26 protein-coding genes, 1 pseudogene and 1 riboswitch are annotated in these 25673 nt (G+C 38.3%); of the genes and pseudogenes, 12 read left to right on the top strand and 15 right to left on the bottom strand.

Annotated elements, in window-relative coordinates; all coding sequences use genetic code 11:
- Positions 1 to 343: 343 nt before the first annotated feature.
- Positions 344 to 1549 carry an RtcB family protein gene (locus tag HX129_RS14390; RefSeq protein ID WP_286434567.1) on the top strand — a complete coding sequence of 402 codons (1206 nt, stop codon included), beginning with the start codon at positions 344 to 346 and terminating at the stop codon, positions 1547 to 1549.
- Positions 1550 to 1567: 18 nt separating this feature from the next.
- Positions 1568 to 1735, top strand: a complete 168-nt coding sequence (locus HX129_RS14395) for a hypothetical protein (RefSeq protein ID WP_165353077.1) — start codon at positions 1568 to 1570, stop codon at positions 1733 to 1735.
- Between the two features lie 89 nt (positions 1736 to 1824).
- On the opposite strand, the gene HX129_RS14400 is transcribed toward HX129_RS14395, so the two are convergent.
- A complete protein-coding gene (locus HX129_RS14400; RefSeq protein ID WP_286434599.1) occupies positions 1825 to 2346 on the bottom strand; it encodes a peptidase C39 in 522 nt (173 codons plus the stop codon).
- 123 nt (positions 2347 to 2469) lie between these two features.
- Entirely contained in the window at positions 2470 to 3498 is a 1029-nt protein-coding gene (omp38, locus tag HX129_RS14405; protein WP_180046908.1) for an outer membrane protein Omp38, read from the bottom strand.
- A gap of 377 nt (positions 3499 to 3875) precedes the next feature.
- Between omp38 and HX129_RS14410 the strand changes: the two genes are divergently transcribed.
- Both HX129_RS14410 and HX129_RS14415 read left to right on the top strand, forming a co-directional pair.
- Positions 3876 to 4406, top strand: a complete 531-nt coding sequence (locus HX129_RS14410) for a GspH/FimT family protein (RefSeq protein ID WP_286434562.1) — start codon at positions 3876 to 3878, stop codon at positions 4404 to 4406.
- A gap of 117 nt (positions 4407 to 4523) precedes the next feature.
- Entirely contained in the window at positions 4524 to 5699 is a 1176-nt protein-coding gene (locus HX129_RS14415) for a thiolase family protein (RefSeq protein WP_286434560.1), read from the top strand.
- A gap of 272 nt (positions 5700 to 5971) precedes the next feature.
- Here the strand turns inward: HX129_RS14415 and HX129_RS14420 are convergent, their stop codons facing one another.
- The 9 genes from HX129_RS14420 to HX129_RS14460 all read right to left on the bottom strand — a co-directional run bounded on the left by HX129_RS14420 (position 5972) and on the right by HX129_RS14460 (position 13660).
- Entirely contained in the window at positions 5972 to 6325 is a 354-nt protein-coding gene (locus tag HX129_RS14420) for a DMT family transporter (protein ID WP_130074250.1), read from the bottom strand.
- Between the two features lie 137 nt (positions 6326 to 6462).
- Positions 6463 to 7449 carry a diaminopimelate dehydrogenase gene (locus tag HX129_RS14425; protein WP_286434558.1) on the bottom strand — a complete coding sequence of 329 codons (987 nt, stop codon included), beginning with the start codon at positions 7447 to 7449 and terminating at the stop codon, positions 6463 to 6465.
- Positions 7450 to 7693: 244 nt separating this feature from the next.
- On the bottom strand, positions 7694 to 8179 hold the full coding sequence (locus HX129_RS14430) for a DUF934 domain-containing protein (RefSeq protein ID WP_130074218.1): 486 nt from the start codon (positions 8177 to 8179) through the stop codon (positions 7694 to 7696).
- Positions 8172 to 9815, bottom strand: a complete 1644-nt coding sequence (locus HX129_RS14435; RefSeq protein WP_286434555.1) for a nitrite/sulfite reductase — start codon at positions 9813 to 9815, stop codon at positions 8172 to 8174. The genes HX129_RS14430 and HX129_RS14435 overlap by 8 nt, the downstream gene beginning before the upstream one ends.
- Before the next feature lie 241 nt (positions 9816 to 10056).
- On the bottom strand, positions 10057 to 10566 hold the full coding sequence (locus tag HX129_RS14440; protein WP_286434553.1) for a DUF1543 domain-containing protein: 510 nt from the start codon (positions 10564 to 10566) through the stop codon (positions 10057 to 10059).
- Between the two features lie 10 nt (positions 10567 to 10576).
- Positions 10577 to 11311: a CPBP family intramembrane glutamic endopeptidase gene (locus HX129_RS14445; protein ID WP_286434551.1), complete on the bottom strand. Its 735-nt coding sequence runs from the start codon at positions 11309 to 11311 to the stop codon at positions 10577 to 10579.
- 154 nt (positions 11312 to 11465) lie between these two features.
- Positions 11466 to 12707: a tryptophan synthase subunit beta gene (trpB, locus tag HX129_RS14450; RefSeq protein ID WP_130074214.1), complete on the bottom strand. Its 1242-nt coding sequence runs from the start codon at positions 12705 to 12707 to the stop codon at positions 11466 to 11468.
- Positions 12691 to 13332: a phosphoribosylanthranilate isomerase gene (locus HX129_RS14455; RefSeq protein WP_286434548.1), complete on the bottom strand. Its 642-nt coding sequence runs from the start codon at positions 13330 to 13332 to the stop codon at positions 12691 to 12693. Before HX129_RS14455 ends, trpB begins: the two co-directional genes overlap by 17 nt.
- 106 nt (positions 13333 to 13438) lie before the next feature.
- Entirely contained in the window at positions 13439 to 13660 is a 222-nt protein-coding gene (locus HX129_RS14460; protein ID WP_286434546.1) for a hypothetical protein, read from the bottom strand.
- Positions 13661 to 13709: 49 nt separating this feature from the next.
- Positions 13710 to 13916: riboswitch (cobalamin riboswitch) on the top strand.
- A gap of 36 nt (positions 13917 to 13952) precedes the next feature.
- Here HX129_RS14460 and HX129_RS14465 point away from each other — a divergent pair.
- The 4 genes and pseudogenes from HX129_RS14465 (at position 13953) to HX129_RS14480 (ending at position 18901) form a co-directional block, all read left to right on the top strand.
- On the top strand, positions 13953 to 15797 hold the full coding sequence (locus tag HX129_RS14465; protein WP_286434544.1) for a TonB-dependent receptor plug domain-containing protein: 1845 nt from the start codon (positions 13953 to 13955) through the stop codon (positions 15795 to 15797).
- Positions 15798 to 15896: 99 nt separating this feature from the next.
- Positions 15897 to 16474: pseudogene (locus HX129_RS14470) on the top strand (cob(I)yrinic acid a,c-diamide adenosyltransferase).
- 200 nt (positions 16475 to 16674) lie between these two features.
- Complete coding sequence (locus tag HX129_RS14475) at positions 16675 to 17397, top strand: glycerophosphodiester phosphodiesterase (RefSeq protein ID WP_180045263.1); 723 nt, start codon at positions 16675 to 16677, stop codon at positions 17395 to 17397.
- A gap of 340 nt (positions 17398 to 17737) precedes the next feature.
- Positions 17738 to 18901, top strand: coding sequence for an acyl-CoA desaturase (locus HX129_RS14480; RefSeq protein ID WP_286434540.1), 1164 nt, complete (start codon positions 17738 to 17740; stop codon positions 18899 to 18901).
- Positions 18902 to 18994: 93 nt separating this feature from the next.
- On the opposite strand, the gene HX129_RS14485 is transcribed toward HX129_RS14480, so the two are convergent.
- A complete protein-coding gene (locus HX129_RS14485) occupies positions 18995 to 19390 on the bottom strand; it encodes a hypothetical protein (RefSeq protein WP_286434538.1) in 396 nt (131 codons plus the stop codon).
- A gap of 54 nt (positions 19391 to 19444) precedes the next feature.
- Between HX129_RS14485 and HX129_RS14490 the strand changes: the two genes are divergently transcribed.
- The 3 genes from HX129_RS14490 to HX129_RS14500 all read left to right on the top strand — a co-directional run bounded on the left by HX129_RS14490 (position 19445) and on the right by HX129_RS14500 (position 22025).
- Entirely contained in the window at positions 19445 to 20887 is a 1443-nt protein-coding gene (locus HX129_RS14490) for a protein adenylyltransferase SelO (RefSeq protein WP_286434536.1), read from the top strand.
- A gap of 132 nt (positions 20888 to 21019) precedes the next feature.
- On the top strand, positions 21020 to 21616 hold the full coding sequence (locus HX129_RS14495) for a L,D-transpeptidase family protein (RefSeq protein ID WP_130074205.1): 597 nt from the start codon (positions 21020 to 21022) through the stop codon (positions 21614 to 21616).
- Positions 21617 to 21647: 31 nt separating this feature from the next.
- Positions 21648 to 22025, top strand: coding sequence for an MmcQ/YjbR family DNA-binding protein (locus tag HX129_RS14500; protein ID WP_130074204.1), 378 nt, complete (start codon positions 21648 to 21650; stop codon positions 22023 to 22025).
- A gap of 7 nt (positions 22026 to 22032) precedes the next feature.
- Here the strand turns inward: HX129_RS14500 and HX129_RS14505 are convergent, their stop codons facing one another.
- The 3 genes from HX129_RS14505 to baeS form a co-directional block, all read right to left on the bottom strand.
- Positions 22033 to 22338, bottom strand: a complete 306-nt coding sequence (locus tag HX129_RS14505; protein ID WP_286434534.1) for a hypothetical protein — start codon at positions 22336 to 22338, stop codon at positions 22033 to 22035.
- Positions 22339 to 22570: 232 nt separating this feature from the next.
- A complete protein-coding gene (locus HX129_RS14510; protein ID WP_111861215.1) occupies positions 22571 to 23257 on the bottom strand; it encodes a response regulator in 687 nt (228 codons plus the stop codon).
- Between the two features lie 28 nt (positions 23258 to 23285).
- Entirely contained in the window at positions 23286 to 24932 is a 1647-nt protein-coding gene (baeS, locus tag HX129_RS14515; RefSeq protein WP_174493626.1) for a sensor histidine kinase efflux regulator BaeS, read from the bottom strand.
- Positions 24933 to 25068: 136 nt separating this feature from the next.
- Here baeS and HX129_RS14520 point away from each other — a divergent pair, with 136 nt between their 5' ends.
- Positions 25069 to 25656 (top strand): hypothetical protein, encoded by a 588-nt coding sequence (locus HX129_RS14520; protein WP_286434531.1) that lies wholly within the window; start codon positions 25069 to 25071, stop codon positions 25654 to 25656.
- The last annotated feature ends 17 nt before the right edge of the window (positions 25657 to 25673 follow it).

Raw genomic sequence — 25673 nt, forward strand, 5'->3', positions numbered from 1 at the left:
AATATCAATGAATAAACAATAGGTTAAGCATTTTAAGATTATAAATTTATTTAAAAATGAAATAATAAATCGTAAGCTCTCCTTGACAGTCAACTTTTAATGCTTAAAATAGCGCCAAATTCGATTCATCTTTTCCAAAAGATTTTATAGGAGGACATCATCATGCTGACATTGGAAAACACAACAAACTAATACAGCAATGATGTCGCTCACGGACACTTGCTGTACCAAAGTGTCCGAATGCCACGATTCTAAACCTAGCATTCGCTAGGTTTTTTTATGCCTGAAAAAACAGGTAAATAGAATTATTCGGACAAATATAAAATTGCTTAGAGTAAAGATCATGGGCATAAAAAAAATTCTGAACGCCAAAGCAGATTATGGTGTTCCCGTAAAAATTTATACCAACGACATTGACGAAGAAAGCATGACCCAATTGCGTAAAATGGCGCAATTGCAATTTATTCATTCCCATATTGCGGTCATGCCTGATGTGCATGTCGGCAAAGGCGCAACCGTAGGTAGTGTCATTCCGACCAAAAATGCCATTATTCCTGCCGCGGTGGGCGTAGACATTGGCTGTGGCATGAATGCGATGCGTTTGAGTTTAAAAGCAGATCAACTGCCTGATAATTTAAGTACATTACGTAATGCAATTGAGCGTAAAGTACCTGTTGGGTTTGAAATGCATAAGCAAATTAAAGCCAAAGCTTCAACGCTGATACCACTCGATAAACGTTTAAAATTGATTACCGATAAACACCCTGCGCTTAAACGTATGCTGCGCCATTTCGACTCGACATGGCAAAAGCAAATCGGCACACTCGGTGGTGGTAACCATTTTATCGAGTTGTGTTTAGATGAAAATCATGATGTTTGGATCATGTTGCATTCAGGCAGTCGAGGTCTTGGTAATGTAATTGGCACCTATTTTATTGAACGTGCCAAGAAAGAAGCCCAAAGCCGTTTTGGTCATGTACCTGACAAAGATTTATCTTACTTTGCCGAAGGTTCAAACAGTTTTGATGATTATTTTGAAGCCGTAGAGTGGGCACAAGAATATGCTTATGAAAACCGACGTGAAATGATGCGTTTGATTTTAGAAGCCATTCGTCCACTACTCCCTAGCTTTCAAATGACCAAAGAAGCGATTAATTGTCACCATAATTATGTACAAAAAGAACTGCATTTTGGCGAAGAGGTTTTTGTGACGCGCAAAGGTGCAATTCGTGCAGGTGCAGATGAGTACGGCATTATCCCCGGTTCAATGGGAGCAAAATCTTTTATTGTTAAAGGGAAAGGTAATCCCTATTCATTCTGCTCATGCTCGCATGGTGCAGGTCGAAAAATGAGCCGTAGTAAAGCCAAAAATCTGTTTAATCAGCAAGATTTAATTGCCCAAACTGAAGGAATCGAATGTCGTAAAGACAAAGGCGTGGTGGATGAAATTCCAAGTGCCTACAAAGATATTGATGAAGTGATGGCAAACCAAACCGACTTAATTGAAGTGGTGCATACTCTCAAACAAGTCATGTGTATTAAAGGCTAAAAATAAAAGGTCAATCTAATGAAGCTGAAAAAAATGCCAAAAATTAAAGCCCGTAATCCTGTTGCACTATCCCCGCTTTTACATAAAAGTGGCATGCATGAAGCAGAAAAACCCAAAGCACAACATCGCCGTGACCGTAAACACTCGAAACAGCAGTTACGTAAAACTGATTGGGCACATGCTTAAATGCTCACCTGATCAATGCTAAAACATCAGGTTCAGCAAATTCGTTTGCTGAACCTATCTTTATCTCATATTTATGCTTATTTCTATTTTTAGCTCAATGGTGTAGCAGCTTGATAACAATGAATTACTATGGCTTGTTGGCAAATTCCTTCTGCTAGGCGCTGTTTTTCAAAAACATCTCGTGGCATCGCATCTAAACTATCAAAAAAGCAAATTTCATCTTCATCAATACTATACACCAAAGAATGATTGCCTACGCCCTCTAAATCATCATAAAATACAATCACTAAAGCTTGATTTTCTTCTATTTCATGTTGAATACTTTCATAACTTAGCGCAGGTAAAACCGCAATACCAAGTTGTTCTGCCTCAAAATATGCCACTTGCTCTTTCACATGCTGATCAGGATCAGGGTCGCTATAAAAAGAGACTTCAAATCCCATTTTATACAAAGCAACAGCCAAGCCAATACTAAAAGTACCATCTTCAGCATCATGCCGAGAAAGTTCAATCAATTGTAGCGGCTGAATATCTAAACCATACTGTCGAACCACACACCATAAGGCAAACACCCCACAATTGGAGGGTAAATTTAAAATTTCATCAGGCATGCTCACGGTGTTTAATCCTCTTCTATATCAATGCTGAATATAACATTCTTAAAGTATCAACATAAAAATTGGCATAAAAAAACGACTCCGAAGAGTCGTTTTTTATCACTCAGTGACTCAATATTATTGAGCTGGTTGAGCAAGAACAGTACGGCTACCAGAAATCGCAGCGAATACGCGACGGTTCATAGCACGACCTTCTTTAGTTTTGTTGTCAGCAATCGGTTGATCCCAAGCGAAACCTTGAGTAGACAAACGAGATGCATCAATGTTGAATTCGCTTACAAGTGCAGATTTAACAGAGTTAGCACGAGCTAAAGATAAACGTTCGTTTAACTTACGTGGACCAGTGTTATCTGTGTGACCTTCAATACGAGCAGTCGCATTCGGGAATTCATTTAACTTCTCAGCAACCTTAGCGATTTCTGGTTTGTATTGTGCTTTGATATTTGATTTGTTTGTATCAAAGAATACACGAAGTTCCATGTTAAGTGGTTCAGTGATTTCTTGAGGTGGTGGAGCAACTGGAGTTGGAGCAACTTCAGGTACTGGAGCAACTTCTACTACAGGCGCAGCAGGTTTCAAGTGACCACCAAGAACTACGTTAAGACCAGCAAGTGCTGTGTAGTTCCAGAAATCTTCATCGATGTTATAAGTTGCACGAGCTTCTGTACGAAGAGATAGAGCATCGTTTAAGCGCCAGAATACACCTGCACCAGCGTTACCTAAAGTACCTTCTTCACCATCACGATAGTTTAATGCAGGTGCATCAAAATCGTATTTATAGTGACCAGCACCTAACAATACGTAAGGTTTGATTTTGCTGTCATAATCTTTAGTGATTAAATCAGAAGTAACATAGAAGTTACCGTTGATTTGTTGTTGCTTATATTCACCTGCGTTAGGGTCAACATCACCTTTAACTTGGTTATATTCAGCTTCGAAACCTAACCATGGAGTTAATTCAACACCAAGCGCAGCACCAACAAATAAGTCATCTTGTAATTCATGGCTATCTGTTAAGTTACGGTTGTTGTGCTCTGTGTCTTGGAATGTGTAACCTACTAATAATGGAGTTACAGTTACACCAGCGTTAGCAGCAGCGAATGGCGCAGCAACAAGCATAGCAAGTGCGATACGACTCAATTTCATGGATATCCTCCAGAGATAACAAATTGTTGTTCAAACTCAGCCTAAAATTTTTTGGCTTCCTGAGATAAGCTTTTTATACCCCAGTATTATTTTTAAGCTACTCACGTTGAATCATACAAACACTTGAGAATTTTTCCAAGTGCTTGATAACTTTAATCAAGCTTATTATTGACAAAATTACTTACAATTTCCGTTGTAATTCGGTAAATTTTTACTCGATTATATTTGTGAATACCTTACTCTTTTCACTAACCGTTATTTTAGCAGTAAAACAATACGATAGTAATACATATTTTAAAAACTTATCGCTAACTGCATAAATAATTAGAAAAATATTAAAACTCATAAACTTAATCTATTCAAAAGTAGAATAAATCATGTATTTTTATTGTAAACAACAGGGCGTTTCCCTGATTGAGCTAATCACTTGTATCTGTATTATTGGAATTATTGCATGTATTGCAACTTCACACTTCCTCCACATACTACAAGAAACTGAACAAAAAAATATTTTTCCTTTATTGGATCAACACATCAAATTTGCTAAAAATAGCGCAATATTACATCACAGTGATATTGTCATTTGTTCTTCTGTCGATCTAGATACCTGCCAAAATGATCAATGGAATACAGCGATCATCATTTTTATTGATAGAAATCATAATCAACAACATGATATGAATGAACAATTATTACAACAAACCAAAACAGAATTAAAATATGGTAATCTCAAATGGAACGGCAATAGTACTCATCGTAAATTATTAACATTCAAAGGTGATACAGGTTTACCACGAGGCGCCTATGGAAGTTTTTACTATTGTAGTGATTACGATCCATCCAAACATTTACGCTTCAAGATGGGACAAATGGCAAATTTAAATGTCGCCTCAACAATAACATGTTAAAAACTAGTCTCTAGCGTCTAGAGTTCTATAGACATTCTTCTTTATTCTATATCTTTTTTTTATATACTGCTTAGGCTCTGGAAACAATCAACAACAAGTGAATTGGAGAATACAACAATGACTGACATCGTAATTGTCAATGGTGCACGTACTGCAATGGGCGGATTTCAAGGGAGTCTGGCGAGTGTCACTGCACCTGAACTAGGTGCGACTGTAATTAAAGAAGCTGTGTCTCGTGCGGGTTTAGACACAAACGATGTAGAAGAAGTCATTATGGGCTGTGTGCTTCCAGCAGGTTTAAAACAAGGCCCTGCTCGCCAAGCCATGCGTAAAGCAGGTCTTCCTGACTCAACAGGTGCTGTAACCATCAATAAACTATGTGGTTCAGGAATGAAAGCCGTCATGCAAGCTGCTGATGCGATCAAAGCAGGTTCTGCCAATATCATCGTTGCAGGTGGTATGGAGTCGATGACCAACGCACCGTATTTACTACCGAAAGCACGTGGTGGTTACCGTATGGGGCATGGCGAAGTTAAAGATCATATGTTCTTTGATGGTTTAGAAGATGCTGAAACAGGTCGGCTCATGGGATCTTTTGCACAGGATATGGCAAATACCCGTGGCTATACCCGTGAACAAATGGATGAGTTTGCAATCCGCTCTTTACAGCGCGCGCAAAAAGCCATTACTGAAGGTTATTTCGCTGACGAAATCGTTCCTGTCACTGTTTCAGGTCGTAAAGGCGATGTGGTTGTTGATCAAGATGAACAACCCTTCAATGCCAATATTGAAAAAATTCCGACATTGCGTCCTGCTTTTGCTAAAGACGGTACAATCACTGCTGCCAATGCCAGCTCAATTTCAGATGGAGCTTCAGCTTTAGTTTTAGCTTCTGCTGAACTTGCGGCACAAAAAAGTTTACAGCCTCTTGCTAAAATTGTTGCTTATGCTTCAAACTCACAGCATCCATCTGAATTTACCATTGCGCCTGTAGGTGCGATTCAAAAAGTTTTAGACAAAGCTGGCTGGACTGCTCAAGATGTTGATTTATGGGAAATCAATGAAGCATTTGCTATGGTGACTATGTGCCCAATCGATGATTTCAAATTGGATGCTGAGAAAGTTAATATCAATGGTGGTGCTTGTGCACTAGGACATCCTGTCGGCTCTACTGGTTCACGTATTATCTTGACATTGATTCATGCTTTAAAACGCACGGGCGGTAAAAAAGGTATTGCTGCACTATGTATCGGTGGTGGTGAGGCAACTGCTGTTGCAATTGAGCTTTTATAATTGCTCAATAAATAAGGTCTGATTTTAATAAAAAATCCCTCAACATTGAGGGATTTTTTATACTATGGATTCATTTCAAAATAATCACTCTAACAATGACCAAAATAGAAGAGCGCATGATCTATGCTTACTTAAATGCGTGGTATTTAAAATTAAATTTCAGCTAAAACTGGGGTCACAAGTGAAGCATTCTCTTTATTCATCATTTCTGTAAAAACGTTTTCATTTTTACATTTGTTGTTTACGTACTGAATGTCATCATTCATACAAACTCACACATCAATATTGGAAAACTGAGCAATAATCGTTAAGCCAATCGTAATAAAAGCGATGCCTAACCAACCTGCAAAATCGATATTTTGTCCAAGAAATGCTTTTGCCAAAAGTGCTGTTGCAATTACGCCAATGCCTGACCACAACACATATAGAATGCCTGCCTGCATAAATTTCAATGCATAAGCTGCACATGCAAACGAAATCATATACAAAACCAATGCAATCCCTTGATCAACTTTATTTACCAAACCATCACCCTTTGCCGAATAAAAAGTTGACAATACATCGGTAGCGATTGCGATCAATAGCCAAATGACCCCAGGATTTATTTTTGCAAGCAATAAAGACATGGTTATTTTCATTTTATCATCATGGGCGGATTTTAGCCCAAACGACTTAAAACCACTAGTATGCAAAGATGTTCCAATGTACTTCCAAGAAAAAAGGTGAATATAACATTCACCTTTTTATCAAATACTGAGTTTAATCAAAGTAACTCTTTACGCAATTGTTCAGGTGACTTCATTGACAACAAACCCGGGGCAACATCAAATGCAGTCTTGGCACCATACTGCTGCATTTGGTTTAAGCGATAACATGCACGTGCATATGCAACCAATACACTCGCGGTAAACTCAGGATTACTGTCCAATTTCAGTGAAAATTCAACCACTTGATTTTGTTCAGTGCTGGTATGACCACTACGAATGACAAAACCGCCATGCGGCATTTTTTGATGATCTTTTGCCAAAGTTGCTTCATCAATGAAATTTACAGTCGTATTATAATCTGCAAAATAGTCCGGCATGGTCACAATCGCGTGCTCAACGGCATCTGCATCTGCGCCTTCTGCAAGTACAACATAACATTCACGATGATGTTTTTCTTTGGTACTTAAGGTTGGACGTGCACCACTACGAACTTTTTCAATCGCATCGGTTGATGGAATGGTGTACTGAACACCCGCTTTCACACCATCTACACGGCGAATTGCATCCGAGTGTCCTTGACTCAAACCTTTACCCCAAAAAGTATAGGTTTCACCATCAGGCAATAATGCTTCACCAAATAAACGGTTGATCGAGAACATGCCTGGGTCCCAGCCAATTGAAATCATGGCTGTTTTCTTATTAGCTCTTGCAGGAGCATCCACCGCAGCAAAATATTCTGGAATACGGGCATGCGTATCAAAACTGTCCACGGTATTGAACTGAGCTGCCAGAATTGGGCCTTGCTGTGGCAAATCATCTTTAGAGCCACCACATAAAATCAAGACATCAATTTTATCTTTAAAATCATTTAAAGAATCCATTGCATATACTTGTGTTTCAGCAAAGCATGGAGAAACTGTTGCAGGTTCACGACGGCTAAAAATACCGACCAATTGTAAATCTGGATTTTTTTGAATCGCAGTTTCAACACCACGTCCTAGGTTACCGTAACCGACGATACCAATACGAATTAAATTTTGCATAAGAACGATGTCACTTCTGATGAGAAAGTTAAAATAGCCCAGCACAAAAAAATGTTTCCATTTTTTGACTGTTTATAGGCTGTATAAAGAAGATTACAGATCAGGATAGCTGATATTCAGACACAGACACCTTAACATATTAAATTAAAATTAATAGAAAACATGTAGATATAATTTTTAATTTTCCATTTGTTCAATCATAAAAAAGCCTGCTTAAAGCAGGCCTTTGAAACTTCAAATTGAATCAAGCACCCGTTTGATAATGTGCTTTTGGTACAGCCGTTGACGCTTGGTACGGGTTTTTAAAGTCATTTAAACCCGCAGCCGCTTCAGTAATATCTTTACCTTCTTTAATCACGAAAGTATCAAAACCTGAACGCTTCATGTAGTTTAAAACATCTTTAAATACATCACCTGTTGCACGAAGTTCGCCTTGGTAACCTTGACGGCGTAATAACGCAGCAAATGAATAACCACGACCATCATTAAAACCTGCAAAATCAATAAAAATTGCGTCGAGCTGGTCAAGTGGAAATTGATTCACTTCAGGCGAAGTGTCCACCGTAATGAACAAGGCTTTTTTACCCGTTACATTTGCAATCTGATCTAACTGTTCTACAGTTAAAAGTACGTCACCTTGTGGTAACACCCCATCTTCACCAATGATTTGGTAAGTGTTGTCTGCAATCGTGCCATCTTTAGAGAGGACTTGAAGTGCTGTATTAAGCATATGCACGCTCCTTAAATGGTTGAATGCCAACACGACGATAGGTTTCGATAAACTCTTCACCTTCGTTACGTAGGTCAAGATAAGTATTTAAAATTTCTTCAACCACATCAGGCACTTTTTCCGCTGCAAATGATGGCCCTAAGATGTCACCAATAGACGCATCATGATCTGCATTACCACCTAAAGTAATTTGGTAGAATTCTGCGCCTTTTTTATCAACACCTAAAATACCAATGTTACCCACATGGTGATGACCACAGGCATTCATACAACCTGAAATATTTAAGTCAATATGACCCAAATTGTATACCGTATCTAAGTCATCAAAACGGCGTGAAATGGCTTCTGAAATTGGAATCGATTTTGCATTTGCCAGTGAACAGAAATCACCGCCCGGACAGCAGATAATATCAGTAATAAAACCAATATGTGCACGAGCAAGATTATTCTGTTCAAGCACTTGCCACAATTCAAACAAATCTTTCTGTGGCACATCCACCAATGAAATATTTTGTTCGTGTGTGGTGCGTAATTCACCGAAGGTATATTTGTCTGCAAGATCAGCAATCAAATTCATCTCTTCCGTGGTCATATCACCTGGCGCAATCCCTGCACGTTTCAGTGAAATCGTCACAATACGATAACCTGTTACTTTATGGGCATTGGTGTTGATATTGAACCATTGTTTGAATTTTGGATGTTCTGAAAATTGTGCTGTGAAATCTTCATCTGCATAGTTTTGATAGTTAAATGGTGTGAATTCTTCATCCATTTTCTTCAAAGTTTCAGCATCAATTTTCAAAGTTTTAATGGTTTCAGCAAATTCTGCTTCGACTTTTTCAGCAAATACCGCAGGCGTTAATGCTTTAACCAAAATCTTAATACGCGCTTTATATTTATTGTCACGGCGACCATGTAAGTTATATACACGAAGTACCGCTTCAAGATAAGCGATTAAATCTTCACGTGGCAACCATTCACGGATCATGGAACCGATGATTGGCGTACGTCCTAAACCACCACCTACTTTAATTTTGTAGCCTAATTCGCCAGTTTCATTGCGCGTTAAATACACGCCAATATCATGAAAAGATACTGCTGCACGGTCAATCTCAGTCAAAGCCGATACCGCAATTTTGAACTTACGTGGCAAGAAAGCGAATTCTGGGTGGAATGTTGACCATTGACGGATCAATTCACACGTTGGACGTGGATCTGCAACTTCACCTGCAACCACACCTGCATATTGGTCAGTGGTGGTATTACGAATACAGTTCCCTGAAGTCTGAATCGCATGCATTTGAACCGTCGCAAGTTCAGCAAGCATATCAGGTACATTTTCCAATGCAGGCCAGTTGAACTGAATGTTTTGACGGGTTGAAACATGCGCATAACCACGGTCAAATTCCTGAGCTAATTCAGCAACTTTGCGTAATTGCTTTGAGTTCATCAGACCATATGGCACGGCAATACGTAACATCGGCGCATAACGCTGTACGTATAAACCATTTTGTAGACGTAATGGACGATACTCATCTTCAGTGAGTTTACCCGCTAAATAACGTTCCGTTTGATCACGGAATTGTGCAACACGTTCATTGATCAGTTGCTGATCGAAATCAGTATATAAATACATGGCGTACAGCTAGTAGTTTCATTATAACGATGCACAATATAACGAGATTTAATCTATCAGCGAAATGCTTTTTTTACATATTTCATAGCGGTTTTATTGATAAGCATGCTGCAAAGACATAAACAGCAATGCTTTGAAAACATTTCACTAATGTATTTACACTATTGATATTTTTCTTCATTGCTTATCTATATTTATGATAAGAATCATTCCGCTACCATACGGACTGTTGTATTGTAATTCAAAGTGTTAAATAGGTATTTTCCCAATATTCTTGTTTAAATTCACCTTCACGCAATTGCACATAACGCCCATATACATGGTCTATCGCGATGCAATCATCAACATCCAATACACGGTCAGTATGTTGTTTTTGCCAATGCTGTGCAAAATATGCCTTGCCCTTTTCTTTAGCAGCCTTCGCATTTTGTGCCACCACCAATACATAGCGGTGTAACTCACCAAACTCATGGGCATCGTAACCGCCCAAATTGATCAGCCACAACTTTTGCTCAGATGCATTCGGCTGCGCATTACTCCACTGAATTTGATATTTTTTATTTTCAAACTCAAGACCAGAAACTTTCATCCAAGCATCGATATGTAAACCTTTTTGCTCACCAAACCATGCACTTTTCAATTGCGGATAAATGTCTTCAAGTGAGTCTCCCACAGCAAGCACAACATCATGCACTTCAGTATTGGCACGTGCATGACGACCACCCAACATCACAATAAACAAACTTGGCATTTCCAATCCTTTATACAGCACCAGCCACATGTAAAAATTTGAGTAAAATTAAAGCACCTAATGATAATACGGCATTATTGAAAAAATGAATCAATAACACATGCCAAATATTGCGCGTCCACAAATAAATAAGATTTAAAAACAAACCTGCTGTCATAAAACTGATGGTCGCAATCACATTCCCATCAAAGTTATGATAATGAATCAAACCGAATAAAATAGAGTTGAACAACACTAAAAGCACACGCCACAGCCACGGCGTGATAAAAAGCTTTTGCAATAAAGTATAGCGAAACACAATATCTTCGAGTAAAGCTGTAAATAAAGGTCCAAGGCTAATCATGAATAAACTAAAAAATGGAATAGTTTTAGAATCAATCAGCGCGGTCTGTTCAGTGTTTGTATCTGTAATTATCGGTAAAAATTGTCGAGTGATGGAGACCACCACTTGCAACAAAACAGCCCCAACAATAACCAACACACTCGAACGCCAAAACGCGCGTTTATATTTCTGCCAATGCGCATAGAGCATGTCTTTATATAAATAACATACGATGGCGAATAAAATGCCACGAAAAATTGAATCACCTAACGCAACATTGGCACTCATCCCCCAAAGACGCTCTAAAAATGCCCCATTTAAGAAAATGAGTGGGATAATCAATAAAGCAAAACTATCGCGCCATTGCCATGTAATTTTTTCGGGAAATTCTTCTGCACGTATCAATTGAACAAAATTTGACATTTTAATTTTTAAACATAATGATCTATCGTCGCTATTATCCCGAATTGAACAAGCGTAGGTCTGTGCATCTTCTGTGAATTTTTAGACAAAAAAATCCCCCTTAAATTAGGAGGATTTTTGTTCAAAAGCTATGCAAAAGCATCTTGCTAGATATTTACATATCGACCATTTCTACACCATCAATGCGGGCAACCGTCATCAAGTCTTTATCACCACGACCAGAAACAGTTGCAATGATGATTTGATCTTTATCCATCGTCGGTGCAAGTTTGGTCACGTATGCCATCGCATGTGAGCTTTCTAGTGCAGGAATAATCCCTTCAATTTGAGTTAAATCACGGAAACCTTGCAGTGCTTCAGTGTCATTGATCGGAACATAATCAACACGGTGCATATCTTTTAAGAAACTATGCTCAGGACCTACACCTGGATAATCTAGACCCGCAGAGATTGAATGTGTTTCAATGATTTGACCTTGTTCATCTGACATCAGGTAAGTACGGTTACCATGTAATACCCCCACATGACCTGCATTGAGTGGTGCTGAATGTTTCCCTGTTTCAATGCCATAGCCTGCTGCTTCGACACCATAGATTTTTACATCTTGATCGTTTAAAAATGGATAAAATAAGCCCATCGCATTTGAACCACCACCAACACATGCCACTAAAGCATCAGGTAAACGACCTGCTTGTTCTAGAATTTGCTTACGTGCTTCACGACCAATGATCGATTGGAAATCACGCACCAATTGTGGATATGGATGTGGGCCTGCCACAGTACCAATCACATAATAAGTAGAATCAACATTGGTCACCCAATCACGCATCGCTTCATTTAATGCATCTTTTAATGTTTTAGAACCACTTTCTACAGGCACAACTTTTGCACCTAACAAACGCATACGGTACACATTCATGGCTTGACGTTTAACATCTTCTGCGCCCATGTAAACCACACATTCCATCCCTAAACGTGCTGCAATTGTCGCGGTTGCTACACCATGCTGACCTGCACCCGTTTCAGCGATAATACGTCTTTTGCCTGAAAGTTTAGCCAGTAAAGCTTGTCCAATGGTGTTATTCACTTTATGAGAACCTGTGTGATTAAGGTCTTCACGTTTTAAATAAATTTGTGCACCACCCAACTCTCTCGACCAACGTTCAGCATGATATAAAGGGCTTGGACGACCCACATAATATGCCAAATCACGGTCAAATTCTGCCAAGAACTTTTCATCTGTTTTCATGCGGTTATAAAGATTTTCTAGATCTTCTAACGCCGCCATCAAAGTTTCTGATACAAAACGTCCACCATGGATCCCAAAATGCCCTTTTGCATCAGGAAATTGGGTATAGTCAATCACTTGATCTTGTTGATTACTGTGCTGATCCACGTTGGACTCCTTGCATAAACTGTTGAATAAGTTGTTGGTCTTTTATACCTTTTGCGGACTCTACACCGCCACTGACATCGACTGCATAAGCAGCTGTTATCTTGATCGCATCTTCAATATTTTCGGGTTTTAAACCACCCGCCAAAATTAAAGGCAGATCAAGTTTTGGGAATTTTTCCCAATCAAAACTGTGTCCTGTTCCACCTTTCAGTTCAGGATGCCATGCATCAAGAAGCATAGCACTTGCACCTGCCTGTTGATATTGCTCAATCTCTGCAATCACATCTAAATCTACTTTGACTTGGATGGCTTTATACCAACGGCGTTGATTGTCTTGTGCAATTTTTTGGCACTGTGCAGCTGTTTCATCGCCATGAAATTGTAAAATATCCAATGGAACTTCTGCCAACACCTGTGCGATCTCCTCGCTGCTTGCATTGACAAATAAGCCAACAATACTGACATAAGCAGGAATATGTTGTGCTAGAACTTTCGCTTGTTGAATGCTGACAGCACGTGGACTTGGTGCATAAAACACCAAACCAATCGCATCCACACCTGCATTGATTGCAGCATGAATATCTTCTGTACGGGTGATTCCACAAATTTTGGCACGTGTTCGCATCGTTCTAACTCTAATTCCATTTTATAAAATAGAGGTTGTTTCTATTTTAACACCGTCATTGTAATGCAATTTTTTTAATCCTGTCCGTTTTGTTTTAAGTTTGCTCTTAAAATATTTTTTGGCTATCTCCATACACCGATATCTGACTATTATTACAATAAAAAATAACACCTTTAATAAAATATTCCATTTCAAAATCTAATTCTTCACCTAAATCATCTTTGATTAAAACTTTTACATCGGGTTCGATTTCAAGTTCTATCGCCCACGGTTCAATAATCACTGTAATTTTTTCTTTCGCACTATTTTTAAATCTCAATTCTTTCATTTTTTTCTTACTGTTTTTTAGATTGTTTAATTGAATATCTAACTTTATACTTCGCACAAATATAACAAGCCTATAGCTTTGGCTTTGGGAAGTTGGTGCAAATCCAACACTGCCCCCGCAACGGTAATAAAGAATCTTATTTCATTTAAATGTTTAAATTTAAGCCACTGTACTTCAGTATGGGAAGGTAGAAATAAGAGGAATGTCAAACATTCTATATTTAAGTCCGGATACCAGCTTGTTGTGCCTTTCAACTCAATCATTCACGTGGGGTGAATGTATGGAGCATATCATGTCTACTTTTTTTAAACCTACTGCGCTTGTAGGTGCTGTCGCTGCTGCGATGGGGATTTCTACTACTGTTTTTGCGGCAACACCAACAACTCAAGACATTATTACCTTAGACCCTGTCGTCATTACAGCAACACGTGCTGAAGCAAAAGTGAATGAAGTCCCTGTACGTATTAGTGTCATTGACCAAAAAACGATTCAACAGTCTCCAATTGCAGATTTAGGTCAATTATTGCAACGTGAAGCGGCTCTAAATATTGTACAAAGCGGTGGTATTGGTCAACAAACATCTGCGTTCATTCGTGGTACAAACTCAACACATGTGTTGTTTTTAAAAGATGGTGCAAGTCTAAATACCGCATTAGATGGTGGTGCAAGTATTCCCTATATTGATTTAAGTGATGCGGGTCAAATTGAAGTCTTAAAAGGCCCCGCTTCTGTTCAATATGGTACAGATGCCATCGGTGGTGTGATTAATGTCCGTTCAGCAATTCCAACCAAACCCCAATTTTTCGTCACAGGCGAAATGGCTGAAAATAAGACTTATAAAACTGTAGTTGGTGCAGACTTCGCTCAAGATGGCATCTATGCGCAAGTTCGCAGCCAACGTCTTGAGAGTGATGGAACAACCGTCACCAATAAAGATAAAAATCGTGCATCTTATGACCAAAAAGGCTACAGCGCTAAAGTGGGCTATGAACAAGAACAATATGGTGCTGCTGTCAGCTTAAGTGAGAATAAAGGGACCAATGTTTACTATGGTGGTACTCAAGATTTCTTTAACCGTCTAATTAATGTCAATGGTCGCTTTAATTTCACGCCTGATTTAATTTTAAATGCACGTTATTCTAATTTTAAAGATGAGTTAACAGGGAAATCATACCTCAGTTATTTCAATACAGAACGTAACGAAGCTGATCTCAATTTACGTTGGAAATTTAGCGAACATCAAAATGTATTGATCGGTGCTTCATTAAATAATGCAGATATAGAAAGCTTATCAATCATTGGAAAATCTAAAAGTCTAGACTCAGTCGGCTATTATGTTCAGCATCAATATGATCATGCAGGTGTTCATACCCAAGCTGGGGTGCGTGTAGAAGACAATGATCAATTTGGAACACACACTGTGGGTCAACTTGCTGGGCGAATCCAAATTGCACCATTAACCAGTATTTATGCAAACATTGGCAGTGCATTTAAAGCACCTACAGGGAACCAACTGTATTACATTTACGAAGATACGCAATGGGGCAATACCTATGGCAACCCAGACTTGAAACCTGAAAAAAGTCTTTCTTATGAAATAGGACTTGATCAAAAGCTTGCTTATGGCTTATCAGCTTATACGTCTATTTATCAAACTAAAGTAAAAAACTTGATCGAATACACATATGGATATCCTGATTCAACCTATCAGAATGTCAGCAAAGCCAAAATGACAGGTGGTGAAGTCGGTTTGAAATGGAATCAAGATGATTTATTTTTAACCACTGAATATGCTTATGTGAAAACAGAAAATGAAGACACAGGTTACGAATTAATTCGTCGTCCTCGCCAATCTTTCACGGTAACAGCAGGTTTAGAAAATCAAACCTATGGAATCAGTACATCGGTGATTGCGAAGTCGACATCGAAAATTTCAAATTCAGCCAATTCAGCAACACTACCTGGGCATGCAACTGTAGATTTAAATGCCTATTGGAATATCAGTCCTTACGCTAAACTGTTCACAAATATTAAAAACATGGGTGATGTGAAATATAAAACTGCAAACTATTATGCAGATGAATATTACATTAACTCAGGACGCCAAGCGTCTGTTGGTGTGACATTTAAATACTAAGATGCTTTAAGCTTAGACAAAAACTTTTGAGGATAATGCCATGATGAAGGCATTATCCTTTTTAATGTCATTGAGTTTTAAAACTTTCAAGGAAAAATTATGGGACACCGTTTAAGTAAAATCTATACGCGTACAGGTGATGCAGGCACCACAGGTTTAGGTGATGGCTCTCGTATTGCAAAAGATGACTTACGCATTGCAGCTTTGGGCGATGTCGATGAACTCAACTCCATTGTGGGTGTTTTACGTTCCCAAATTGCACTCAGCACAATTGAGAAAAAAGCAGATTGGGACAAATCTTTAAGCCTGATTCAGCATTGGCTATTTGATTTAGGCGGTGAAGTATGTATTCCAAATTACAACTTACTACAACCGATTTGTGTGGAATTTCTTGAACAAGACATTGACCGTATGAACGAAGACCTGCCAATGTTAAAAGATTTTATTTTACCAGCAGGCACAATTGTATGTAGTTATGCCCATCAAGCACGTGCTGTATGTCGCCGCGCAGAACGCAGTTTGATGACCGTGCATACACGTGATCAAAATATTCAAGCAACCGCTTTACAATTACTGAATCGTTTATCGGACTGGTTCTTTGTCGCATCACGCACTTTACAACGAGCGGAAGGCGGTAGCGAAGTACTATGGCAAAAAATATTAATGAGACGATTTGATCAAAAATTGATATAAATGAGGTGGAATTATTTATAGCAATCCTCTCCCTAGCTCTCTCCTTTTAAAAGGAGAGGGAACCTCCATTATAAATTCAATATAAATGACAACTCGACATACAAGAAATTTAATCATCTCTATTGAATATTTTGGGCAGAACAACAATCATCTTTCTTGTTAGATTGACCAAACAGGGCTCATTATGAAAATTATCGGACATCGTGGCGCACGTGGCGAAGCACCAGAAAATACCTTGGGGGGATTTCAATACATCCATGACTTAGGTATTCGTGCGGTTGAGTTTGATGTACGCCAACTCAAAGACGACGAACTCATCATTATGCATGATGATAATTTTTTGAGGACTACAGGCGTTGAACAAGCACTATATCCCCTAAAAAGTACCGAGTTGGACACCTACAACCAAGCACATATTTGGATGGATTGGGCAAAACAAGTCACGCCTACACTGAAACAATCACTGCAGATCATGCAAGACTTTCAACATATTGAAGTGGAAGTGAAAGCAGTTGAAACAGAAGCACAAGCTGAAAAATTAACTTTAGAATTACAACGCCAATTACAAGGTTTTGAACACAACGCGGTGATCACCAGTTTTGATCTGAAAATTCATCACGCTTTAAAACAACAAGGTACCCAATTTAAACAAGGCTTACTCATTGAAAAGGACATCGGTGAACGTGCAATTGAACAAGCGCTTGATCTTAACTGTGTTCAAATCGGTTGGATGGATCAACTTGCTCATGATGACATCATTAAAAAAACGCAAGCGGCACAACTCAACATCAGTGTATGGACAGTCAATGACATTGAGCGTGCCAAACATTTACGTGAACTAGGCGTTCAAGGTTTAATTACCGATTTTCCTAAAATGATGCAAATAGCCCTACAGCAAAAGCAATAATGCCGCATTAAAATTGTGGATTTTTGTTTTTATTTTATTTAAACCCCACAAATGAAATGTAACTTTATATATAAAATCAAAAACTAAGCGAAGTTTCATGCACATTTCCCACACATAAATTAACTTAAATTTGCACAAACTTCGCTGTTTCTTTTTTCCGATTAATCCCATCAAAATGATGTTTTATTCTGTTACTGTTTCGTACAATACAGTTGTACAATAATGCTAGTGGATAGCTGTTATAGCATGTTAAAATTCACCCATTACAGCCCTATAAAAAGTCGTTGGCTGTATCATATTTTTACCTCATACTTTAAGGTTCTTAGGAGTGCTGTTGGAGATGAATGCTCCCCTACCCAAAGCCCCAATTAACTGGATCGGTGTATTTGCGTTAGTTTTTTTACCTATCGTCGCACTGATCGCCATTCCTTTATATGCTTGGCATCATGATTTCAGTACTGCGGCGTGGATCAGCTTATTCGTACTACTTGGTTTAAGTAGTTTAGGTATTACTGCCGGTTACCATCGTTTATGGGCACATCGTGCTTATGAAGCGACTGTGCCGCTTAAAATTATTTTAATGATCATGGGAACTTTTGCCGTTCAGAACAGTATTTTGTTTTGGGCTTCAGGTCACCGTACTCACCATCGTCATGTCGATGATGTTGACCAAGATCCATATTCGATTAATAACGGTTTTTGGTATGCACATATCGGTTGGATGTTACGTAACTATCCTGCCTCAGAAGCCAATTATAAAAATGCACCAGATTTACTGAATGACAAAATTGTCATGTTCCAAGACAAATATTACATCCCATTGGTCATCATCGTTCATGCTGCGATTTTATTGCCAATTGGTTGGGCTGTTGGTGATATGTGGGGCGTGTTGTTATTAGGCGGTCTATTGCGCTTAATATTTAGCCACCATGTCACCTTCTTCATTAATTCATTGTGTCATATGTGGGGCAAACGTCCTTATACAGACGAAAATACAGCACGTGACAACTTTATTCTTGCCATTGCAACATGGGGGGAGGGTTATCATAACTATCATCACATTTTCCAGTACGACTACCGTAATGGTGTGAAATGGTGGCAATATGATCCAACAAAATGGCTCATCTGGACTTGCTCTAAAGTTGGCTTAGCAAAAAATTTACGCCGTATTCCAAGCTTTAATATTAAAAAAGCAGAATTGGCAATGAAGTTTAAATACGCTGAACAAGACTTGGCTGTGTATGGACATGATGTGAATGCTGATATTTTGGCAATGAAACAAAAAGTGGCGCAAGAATATGAGGCATTTACCCATACGCTCAATGATTGGGCGAAGTTAAAAGAGCAAGAGATTCAAGCGAAAAAAGCCGCTGTTGCTGAAAAAATTCACCAAATGGATGGCAAACTTAAAGTTGATTTTCAGTTGGTTGAACAAAAACTGAGTTACCATCGTTCACGTTTAGAAACTTTAATGCGCGGCATTAAAAAGAACGTCGTTTCTTAATCTGAATTGACTGAAAAGCTCCAAAATGGGGCTTTTCTTTTGGCTTTTTAAAGCCCTTTCTTCGTTTGATAAAGATAACTGATACAATATTTTTTATCGTAGATTAAGTTGGTTTTGAATTGAAATATATTGAATTTCGAAATTTTCATAATGAACTTCCATCTCACTGAAAGATAAGTTTAAAGCTTCGAATAAACTTTGAAATGAGTGTTGTGAAGATTTTAAACTTGTCGTGTAAATTTCAGAAAATTGGATTGATTCTTTATAAACATGAATAAAATAATACTCTCGATCAAGCTTAAATAGAAAAATTTCTGCTTCACCTAAGCCGTCACTTTGTTCAAAAAATGAATGGTAGCCTTTTCCTTTCAACACTTCATCGAGTGCAACATTGACACAGCCTATCTCTGCCACACTATTTTTAGCAAAAATTGGTAACTGCTCTACTTCTACTTGTTCAATCATGTTGTCATTCTTTTTAATTTGCACAGCTTATCCTATAACTTTGCTATAGTTTTCACAAAGCCATTGTGATGATCTGTTATGAAATTTAATCCTCGCTACCCATCCCTCAACCCAAAACTCTACCATGAGCAAATGCCCTCACCACTCAAAGGGGCAAAAGCAGGACATTTCAATGAAGCACTTGCGGATGATCTGCAATGGTCTGCGGATGAAAAAGCGCAGTGGGTTGAAATTTGTAGCGGACAAAAAACCTTTGCTGAATTTCACCCTTTGGCAATGGTCTATGCAGGACATCAATTTGGACAATGGGCAGGACAACTCGGTGATGGACGAGGTTTATTGATTGCCCAAGTTTTAAATAAAAAAGGTCAAACCATCGACTTGCATTTAAAAGGTGCAGGCTCAACACCCTACTCGCGTATGGGCGATGGTCGTGCAGTACTGCGTTCAGTAATTCGTGAATATCTCGCAGGTCATGCGCTGAATTCTCTAGGCGTACCCTCAAGTAATTCCGTCGGATTCACAACTTCTGAACAAGGCGTACAACGTGAAAAACTCGAATTGGGTGCAATGATGCTTCGTACATCTGACTGTCATATTCGTTTGGGACATTTTGAATGGATCAATCAATATCAGCCTGAATTACTCAAAGAATTTACCGAAAAATGCATCAAATGGCATTATCTTGAATGTCTTGATGCTGAACAACCGATTTTGGCCTTTGCCACCAAAGTCATTCAAAATACAGCCGTCATGATTGCAAAATGGCAATTGGTAGGTTTTGCCCACGGTGTGATGAATACCGATAATTTAAACATTACAGGTTCAACTTTAGACTTTGGACCTTATGGTTTTATGGAGCGTTTCCGCCCGAATTGGATCAACAATCACAGTGATTACAATGGTCGTTATACCTACCAAAACCAACCGAGTATTGCGCATTGGAATTTATGGAATTGGCTCAACAATTTAATTCCTTTGGCAACACCTGAAAACAAAGAGCAATTTAAACAAGACCTTGCCGCTTGTTTGGAACATTTTGAGCCAACATTCTTAGAACATTATACCCATGGTTTATGTCAGAAAATGGGGCTACCAAGCTTCCATAAAGATAGTTTTGACTGTGCCATGGCATTTTTAAGAATTCTACAAACAGAGCAACTCGACTATACCGACAGTTTTATTCGGTTACAGAACAAACACTATGAAGCCATTAAAGATGACTGCTTAGACCGTCGTCAGTTTGAAAGTTTCTTAGCACAATATGAAAGTATTCGAACAAACCAAGACACGGAGCAACTCGATGCAGAAATGCTTAAAGCCAATCCTGTGTATATTTTACGAAATCACATGGCACAAAAAGCGATTGAACTGGCGGAACGTAATGATTTTTCAGAAGTAAATCGTCTGTTTAAATTACTCAGTCAACCATTCAGCAAACAAAGTAATCTGGAAAAAGCTGAAGACTTAGCACCTTTACCTAGTGATGTGCCTGAAGTCATGGTGAGTTGTTCCTCATAAATCAATGTTAAATTACCAATGGGTAGCTTGTCCTACCCATTGTCATTCAAGAGAAAATTTAAACAATATCACCACGACATAAGTAACTCATTTTTTATAAAATATTGGTTAAATAAACAAGTTATTTTAACAATGAATAAAAACATTATTTTCTTGATCACCTTGATTATTCTTGCAATTGCAGGGGCTTTTGCTTATCAAAAATATAATCAATATTTACCGACCGCATCACAAGAGATACAGGTTGAAAATTTTTCTACCGCACAAATTCAACAGATTCGCCAAAATACCCCCATAACCGAAGTTAAAGTGTATAAAGCTAAACGCCTAATTAAACTCATGCATCGTGATCAAATCATTCAAAGCTATCCCATGCGTTTGGGCTTTAATCCCATTGGACATAAAGTTCAAGAAGGCGATGGTAAAACCCCTGAAGGACAATATATTTTAGATTGGCGTAATCCGAAAAGTGCATTTTATAAGTCGTTACATGTATCGTATCCCAATGCACAAGACCAAGCCAAAGCCAAAAAACTTGGTGTTTCTGCGGGTGGTGATATTATGATTCATGGTTCTGCAACCACTACACAAGTCAATAAACTCCCCAAACTCATGACCTATTTGCCACAAAAAGATTGGACATGGGGCTGTGTTGCTGTTCGCAATGTCGACATGGATGAAATCTGGAAATTGGTGGATGATGGAACCATAATCACGATTTATCCATAAATAATCTGTGCTTGATATAGGAAATAAAAACATGCATGAAGATGAGATTCAGACATTGGCGATACAGATCGCAGCACAGCTTCCCTTGGCTGAACTCAGCTATCCTTTTGGTGAAGATGTTCGTGTTTTTAAAGTCATGAATAAAATTTTTATGATGAGTTTTAAACATGCAACTCAGAAAATTATTAATCTCAAATGTACGCCTGAACAATCTGAAATTTTACGGGATTTATATCCCTCTATTCATACAGGCTATCACATGAATAAACAACACTGGATTTCAATCTATGCGGGTGAAAAAATTGATGCACAGTTGATTGAAGATTTAGTCGAGACCTCTTATCAATTGGTGACAGAGCAATTGACTAAAAAACAAAAACAAGTACTCGCGATACATTCAGCCATTTAATAATTGTTTAATTTACAAGGTGTCGAATGAAAGAAATCACAGTACGCATTAAAAAAACAAAAATATGAAAAAAACCTTCAATAAACCACTGATCAAGCATAAACTCTTGTGCTACATCCGACTTCCAGCTTCGTCTTCCTTGTGAATATGGTGCAATAAAATAAGTCAAAATAAACAAAATAACCATAACAACAAGCAAAATATAATGCTGCAAACCTGTACTCAAAAATGCGATTAGACAGCCAAAAGCAGAAAGAAAAAACAGCACTGCAAAAAATCGACGAAGATGGTAATAATCAGAGGTGTTAGACATGTCATTTTTCTATAGATGTTATTCGATTGTGTTACGTTCACAAAAGATCAAGATCAAAACGAGTTCAAAGAGTGAAGTATCATTTTTATAAAATACATGATTCAACGTCGTTTTCATCATATAAATATGAAATTGATTGTCTGTTTTTTAATTGCTGTTATCAACACTTATACCCAATATCTGTGGATAAACCTGTGTTTATCCACAAATTATGTTTCAAATTGTAACTTTTTTAATCTTCTGGATATTCAAAACGGTAGCCTACACCATAAACCGCTTGTACCCATTCATGACGATTGCCTGTTTCCGCCGCTTCTGAAATTTTACGACGTAAGTTCTTGATATGACTATCAATAACACGGTCAGCAACATCAAAGCTGTCTGGATTAATATGGTCTAAAAGCTGTGCACGTGAATACACTTGCCCCACATGCTCTAAGAATAACTCCAATAAGCGGAACTCAGTTGGTGTTAAATTCAACGATTTTTGTTGATACCAAATGCGTTGTTGTGCTTTATCCATGCGGAATAAATTATTTTCCTCAGGCTCTGCTTTACGTTCTAAACGGCGTAACACAGCTTGGACACGTGCCACCAATTCTTTAGGGCTAAACGGTTTACAGACATAATCATCCGCGCCCATATTTAAGCCCAAAACACGGTCAATTTCTTCTGTACGTGCAGTGACCATAATAATAGGTAAATCAGACTGTTCACGCACTTTACGGCAAATGGTTAAGCCATCCATACGCGGTACCATCAAGTCTAAAATCATTAAACTCGGTTTACGTTGCAAGAAGCTATCGTAAGCTTCTTGTCCATCATGAAACATACTGACTTCTAAGCCTGCTGCTTCTAGATAATCTCGCACCAATTGCGCAAGTTCCACTTCATCTTCGACAAGCATAATATGCTTCATGTTGTATTTTCCTCTTTTAACACTTTGTTTATTTTGGGAAAGTTAATTTACAACGCAAACCACCCAATGGAGAATGCTCAAAACTCAACTTACCACCTAAGGCTTGGGCAATTTTACCTGATAATGCCAAACCTAGACCTGTACCACCTGTACTACGTGTCCGAGAATCATCCACTCGATAAAAACGCTCACCAAGTTTTGCCAATTGCTCATCACTTAAACCCAATGGACTATCATCAACATAGATCGTCCAACTTTGTGTATCTTGTACGGTATGAATCTGTACTTCACCACCTGCTTCAGTATAGCGAATACTATTGCCCAACAAGTTCACCATAATTTGTTTAAAACGATCTATATCTAATTGTAATTTTGTACCTTCACCACTAACTTGAATTGATAAATTGGCTTGTTCAAATTTCGGTCTAAAGTTTTCAACTTCTTGCAAAACTACATCCCACGGATCTACGTCAGCAAAATAGCATGTCAGTTGCTGTGCTTCAGCTTGCGCTAAATCTGCCAAATCTTGGGTCAATTTCTTCAAACTGGTAACTTGACGCAACATCGAATCAAAATGTTCTGGTGTTGGTTTTCTAATCCCATCTTGCATGGCTTCGATTTGCGCCTGCAACACCGCTAAAGGTGTTTTCAGTTCATGTGATGTATCTGCGACCCATTGACGACGTGAATGTTCATGCTGATCCAAGATAACTGCCAACTGATTAATTTCTTTAGATAAATCACCCAACTCATCATTTCGCTTAACGACAACTTGATGTTGATAATTCCCTTGGGTTAACTCACGTGTTGCATGTAATAAGCGTTGAATCGGCTTTTTAAAATAAGTTGCTAATAATAATGCTGCAACTAAACTTGCAATCACAGATAAAATATAAATGAGCAGTAAAAAGCGCTTTTGATTACTAAAAAAATTAATACTTAAAGCATCATCCTGATCTAAAACAGGTTTTAAGCCCAAATAACCCACGACTTGATCTTTGACAATAATCGGACGAAATGAGACTTGATCTTCTGATGGCTCACCAATAATGAATTGATGTTTCGCATCATATAAAGATAAACGAGAACTCAAACCTAAACGGTCAGGCATTGAAATAAAACGTTTTTTACCTTCTTGCTTCAAAGAAGATACCGCTGTTTGACTCTTATTATTTTTTTCAACTGGTTTAAAAAAGTTTTGATTAGCACTTAAGGGAAATTTTAAACCTTCAAAAGGTTGATATTCGGAAGGTAAATTTTCTTGCAGCATTTGCAATTCAGCAGGATCAAGTTTTCTTTGATTCATGCCCGAATCTTGGCTGATCTGACTGACTAAAGTATGCTCTTTAAAATAACGCTGTTGCAAGGCAATATCATACTGACGTCGCAACCACCAGTGTGATAATTTATCATAATCATCAGGTGCAGCTTCCCCTTCAATTTGTAAAATTTGTGCCTGAACAGCATTGCCCCAGTCATGGTATAAACCATATACGCTCGCTAAATTTTCAATCAAATGATCAAGTTTTTGCATCTCTACATCTGCAACATATTTCGCGAAATTTTTCTGCATTGTCCAATGCAACACACCCAAACTGACGGTCGTAATCACTAAGGTCGTAAGTAAAACCGTCAAAAATAAGCGTAATGCGATGGGGACTCGGCGTATGTTCAAATTAACTCTCACACATATTCTTCTTTATTATTCATTGTAACCAACCATGTGAAAAAATGCCCTCCATTGTTTCTACATCATTATTATTTAATCTTTAAGCATTGAAAATATTGATAAGATCATTGGAGTAGACATAATGCAAGCCCACACCAAAATCGCACTTGTTGCTGCTAGTATTCTGAGTATGGGGGCATTAACTGCCTGTCAATCGACGTCTAGTTCAAAGCCTGAATATGCTGGGCATATGATGAGACACCACCATGACCGTCAGATGAGTCCTGAACAACGTGCCCACTTCAAACAAATGCGTGCTGAACGTCAAGCTTTTCATGAACAGGTTCAAAAAGCCTGTGATGGTAAAACAATAGGTCAAACGACCCAACTAAAAGCAGGTGACAAAACTGTAGATGGCACATGTAATATGGTGTTTAAAGCAGATCGTAAAGCATTACGTGAGATGCGAAGCGAATTTCGTCAAGCTCAAGGTCGTATGATGCGCGATCATCATCGTGGTCAACATCATATGCAACAAATGACCGAAGAACAACGTGCACAATTGCAACAGCAACGTGAACAAAAGCGTACTGAACGTCAAGCTTTTCATGAACAAGTTCAAAAAGCTTGTGCAGGACAAAATAATGGCCAACCTATTCAAGTCAAATTAGGCGAAAAAACTATTACTGGAACATGTGTAGTTAAGTTCCAAGCACAAAAATCTGTGTAACCGATGCAATCTATTCC

This window comes from Acinetobacter sp. 251-1, assembly GCF_030329305.1.
Lineage (GTDB): Bacteria > Pseudomonadota > Gammaproteobacteria > Pseudomonadales > Moraxellaceae > Acinetobacter > Acinetobacter piscicola_A.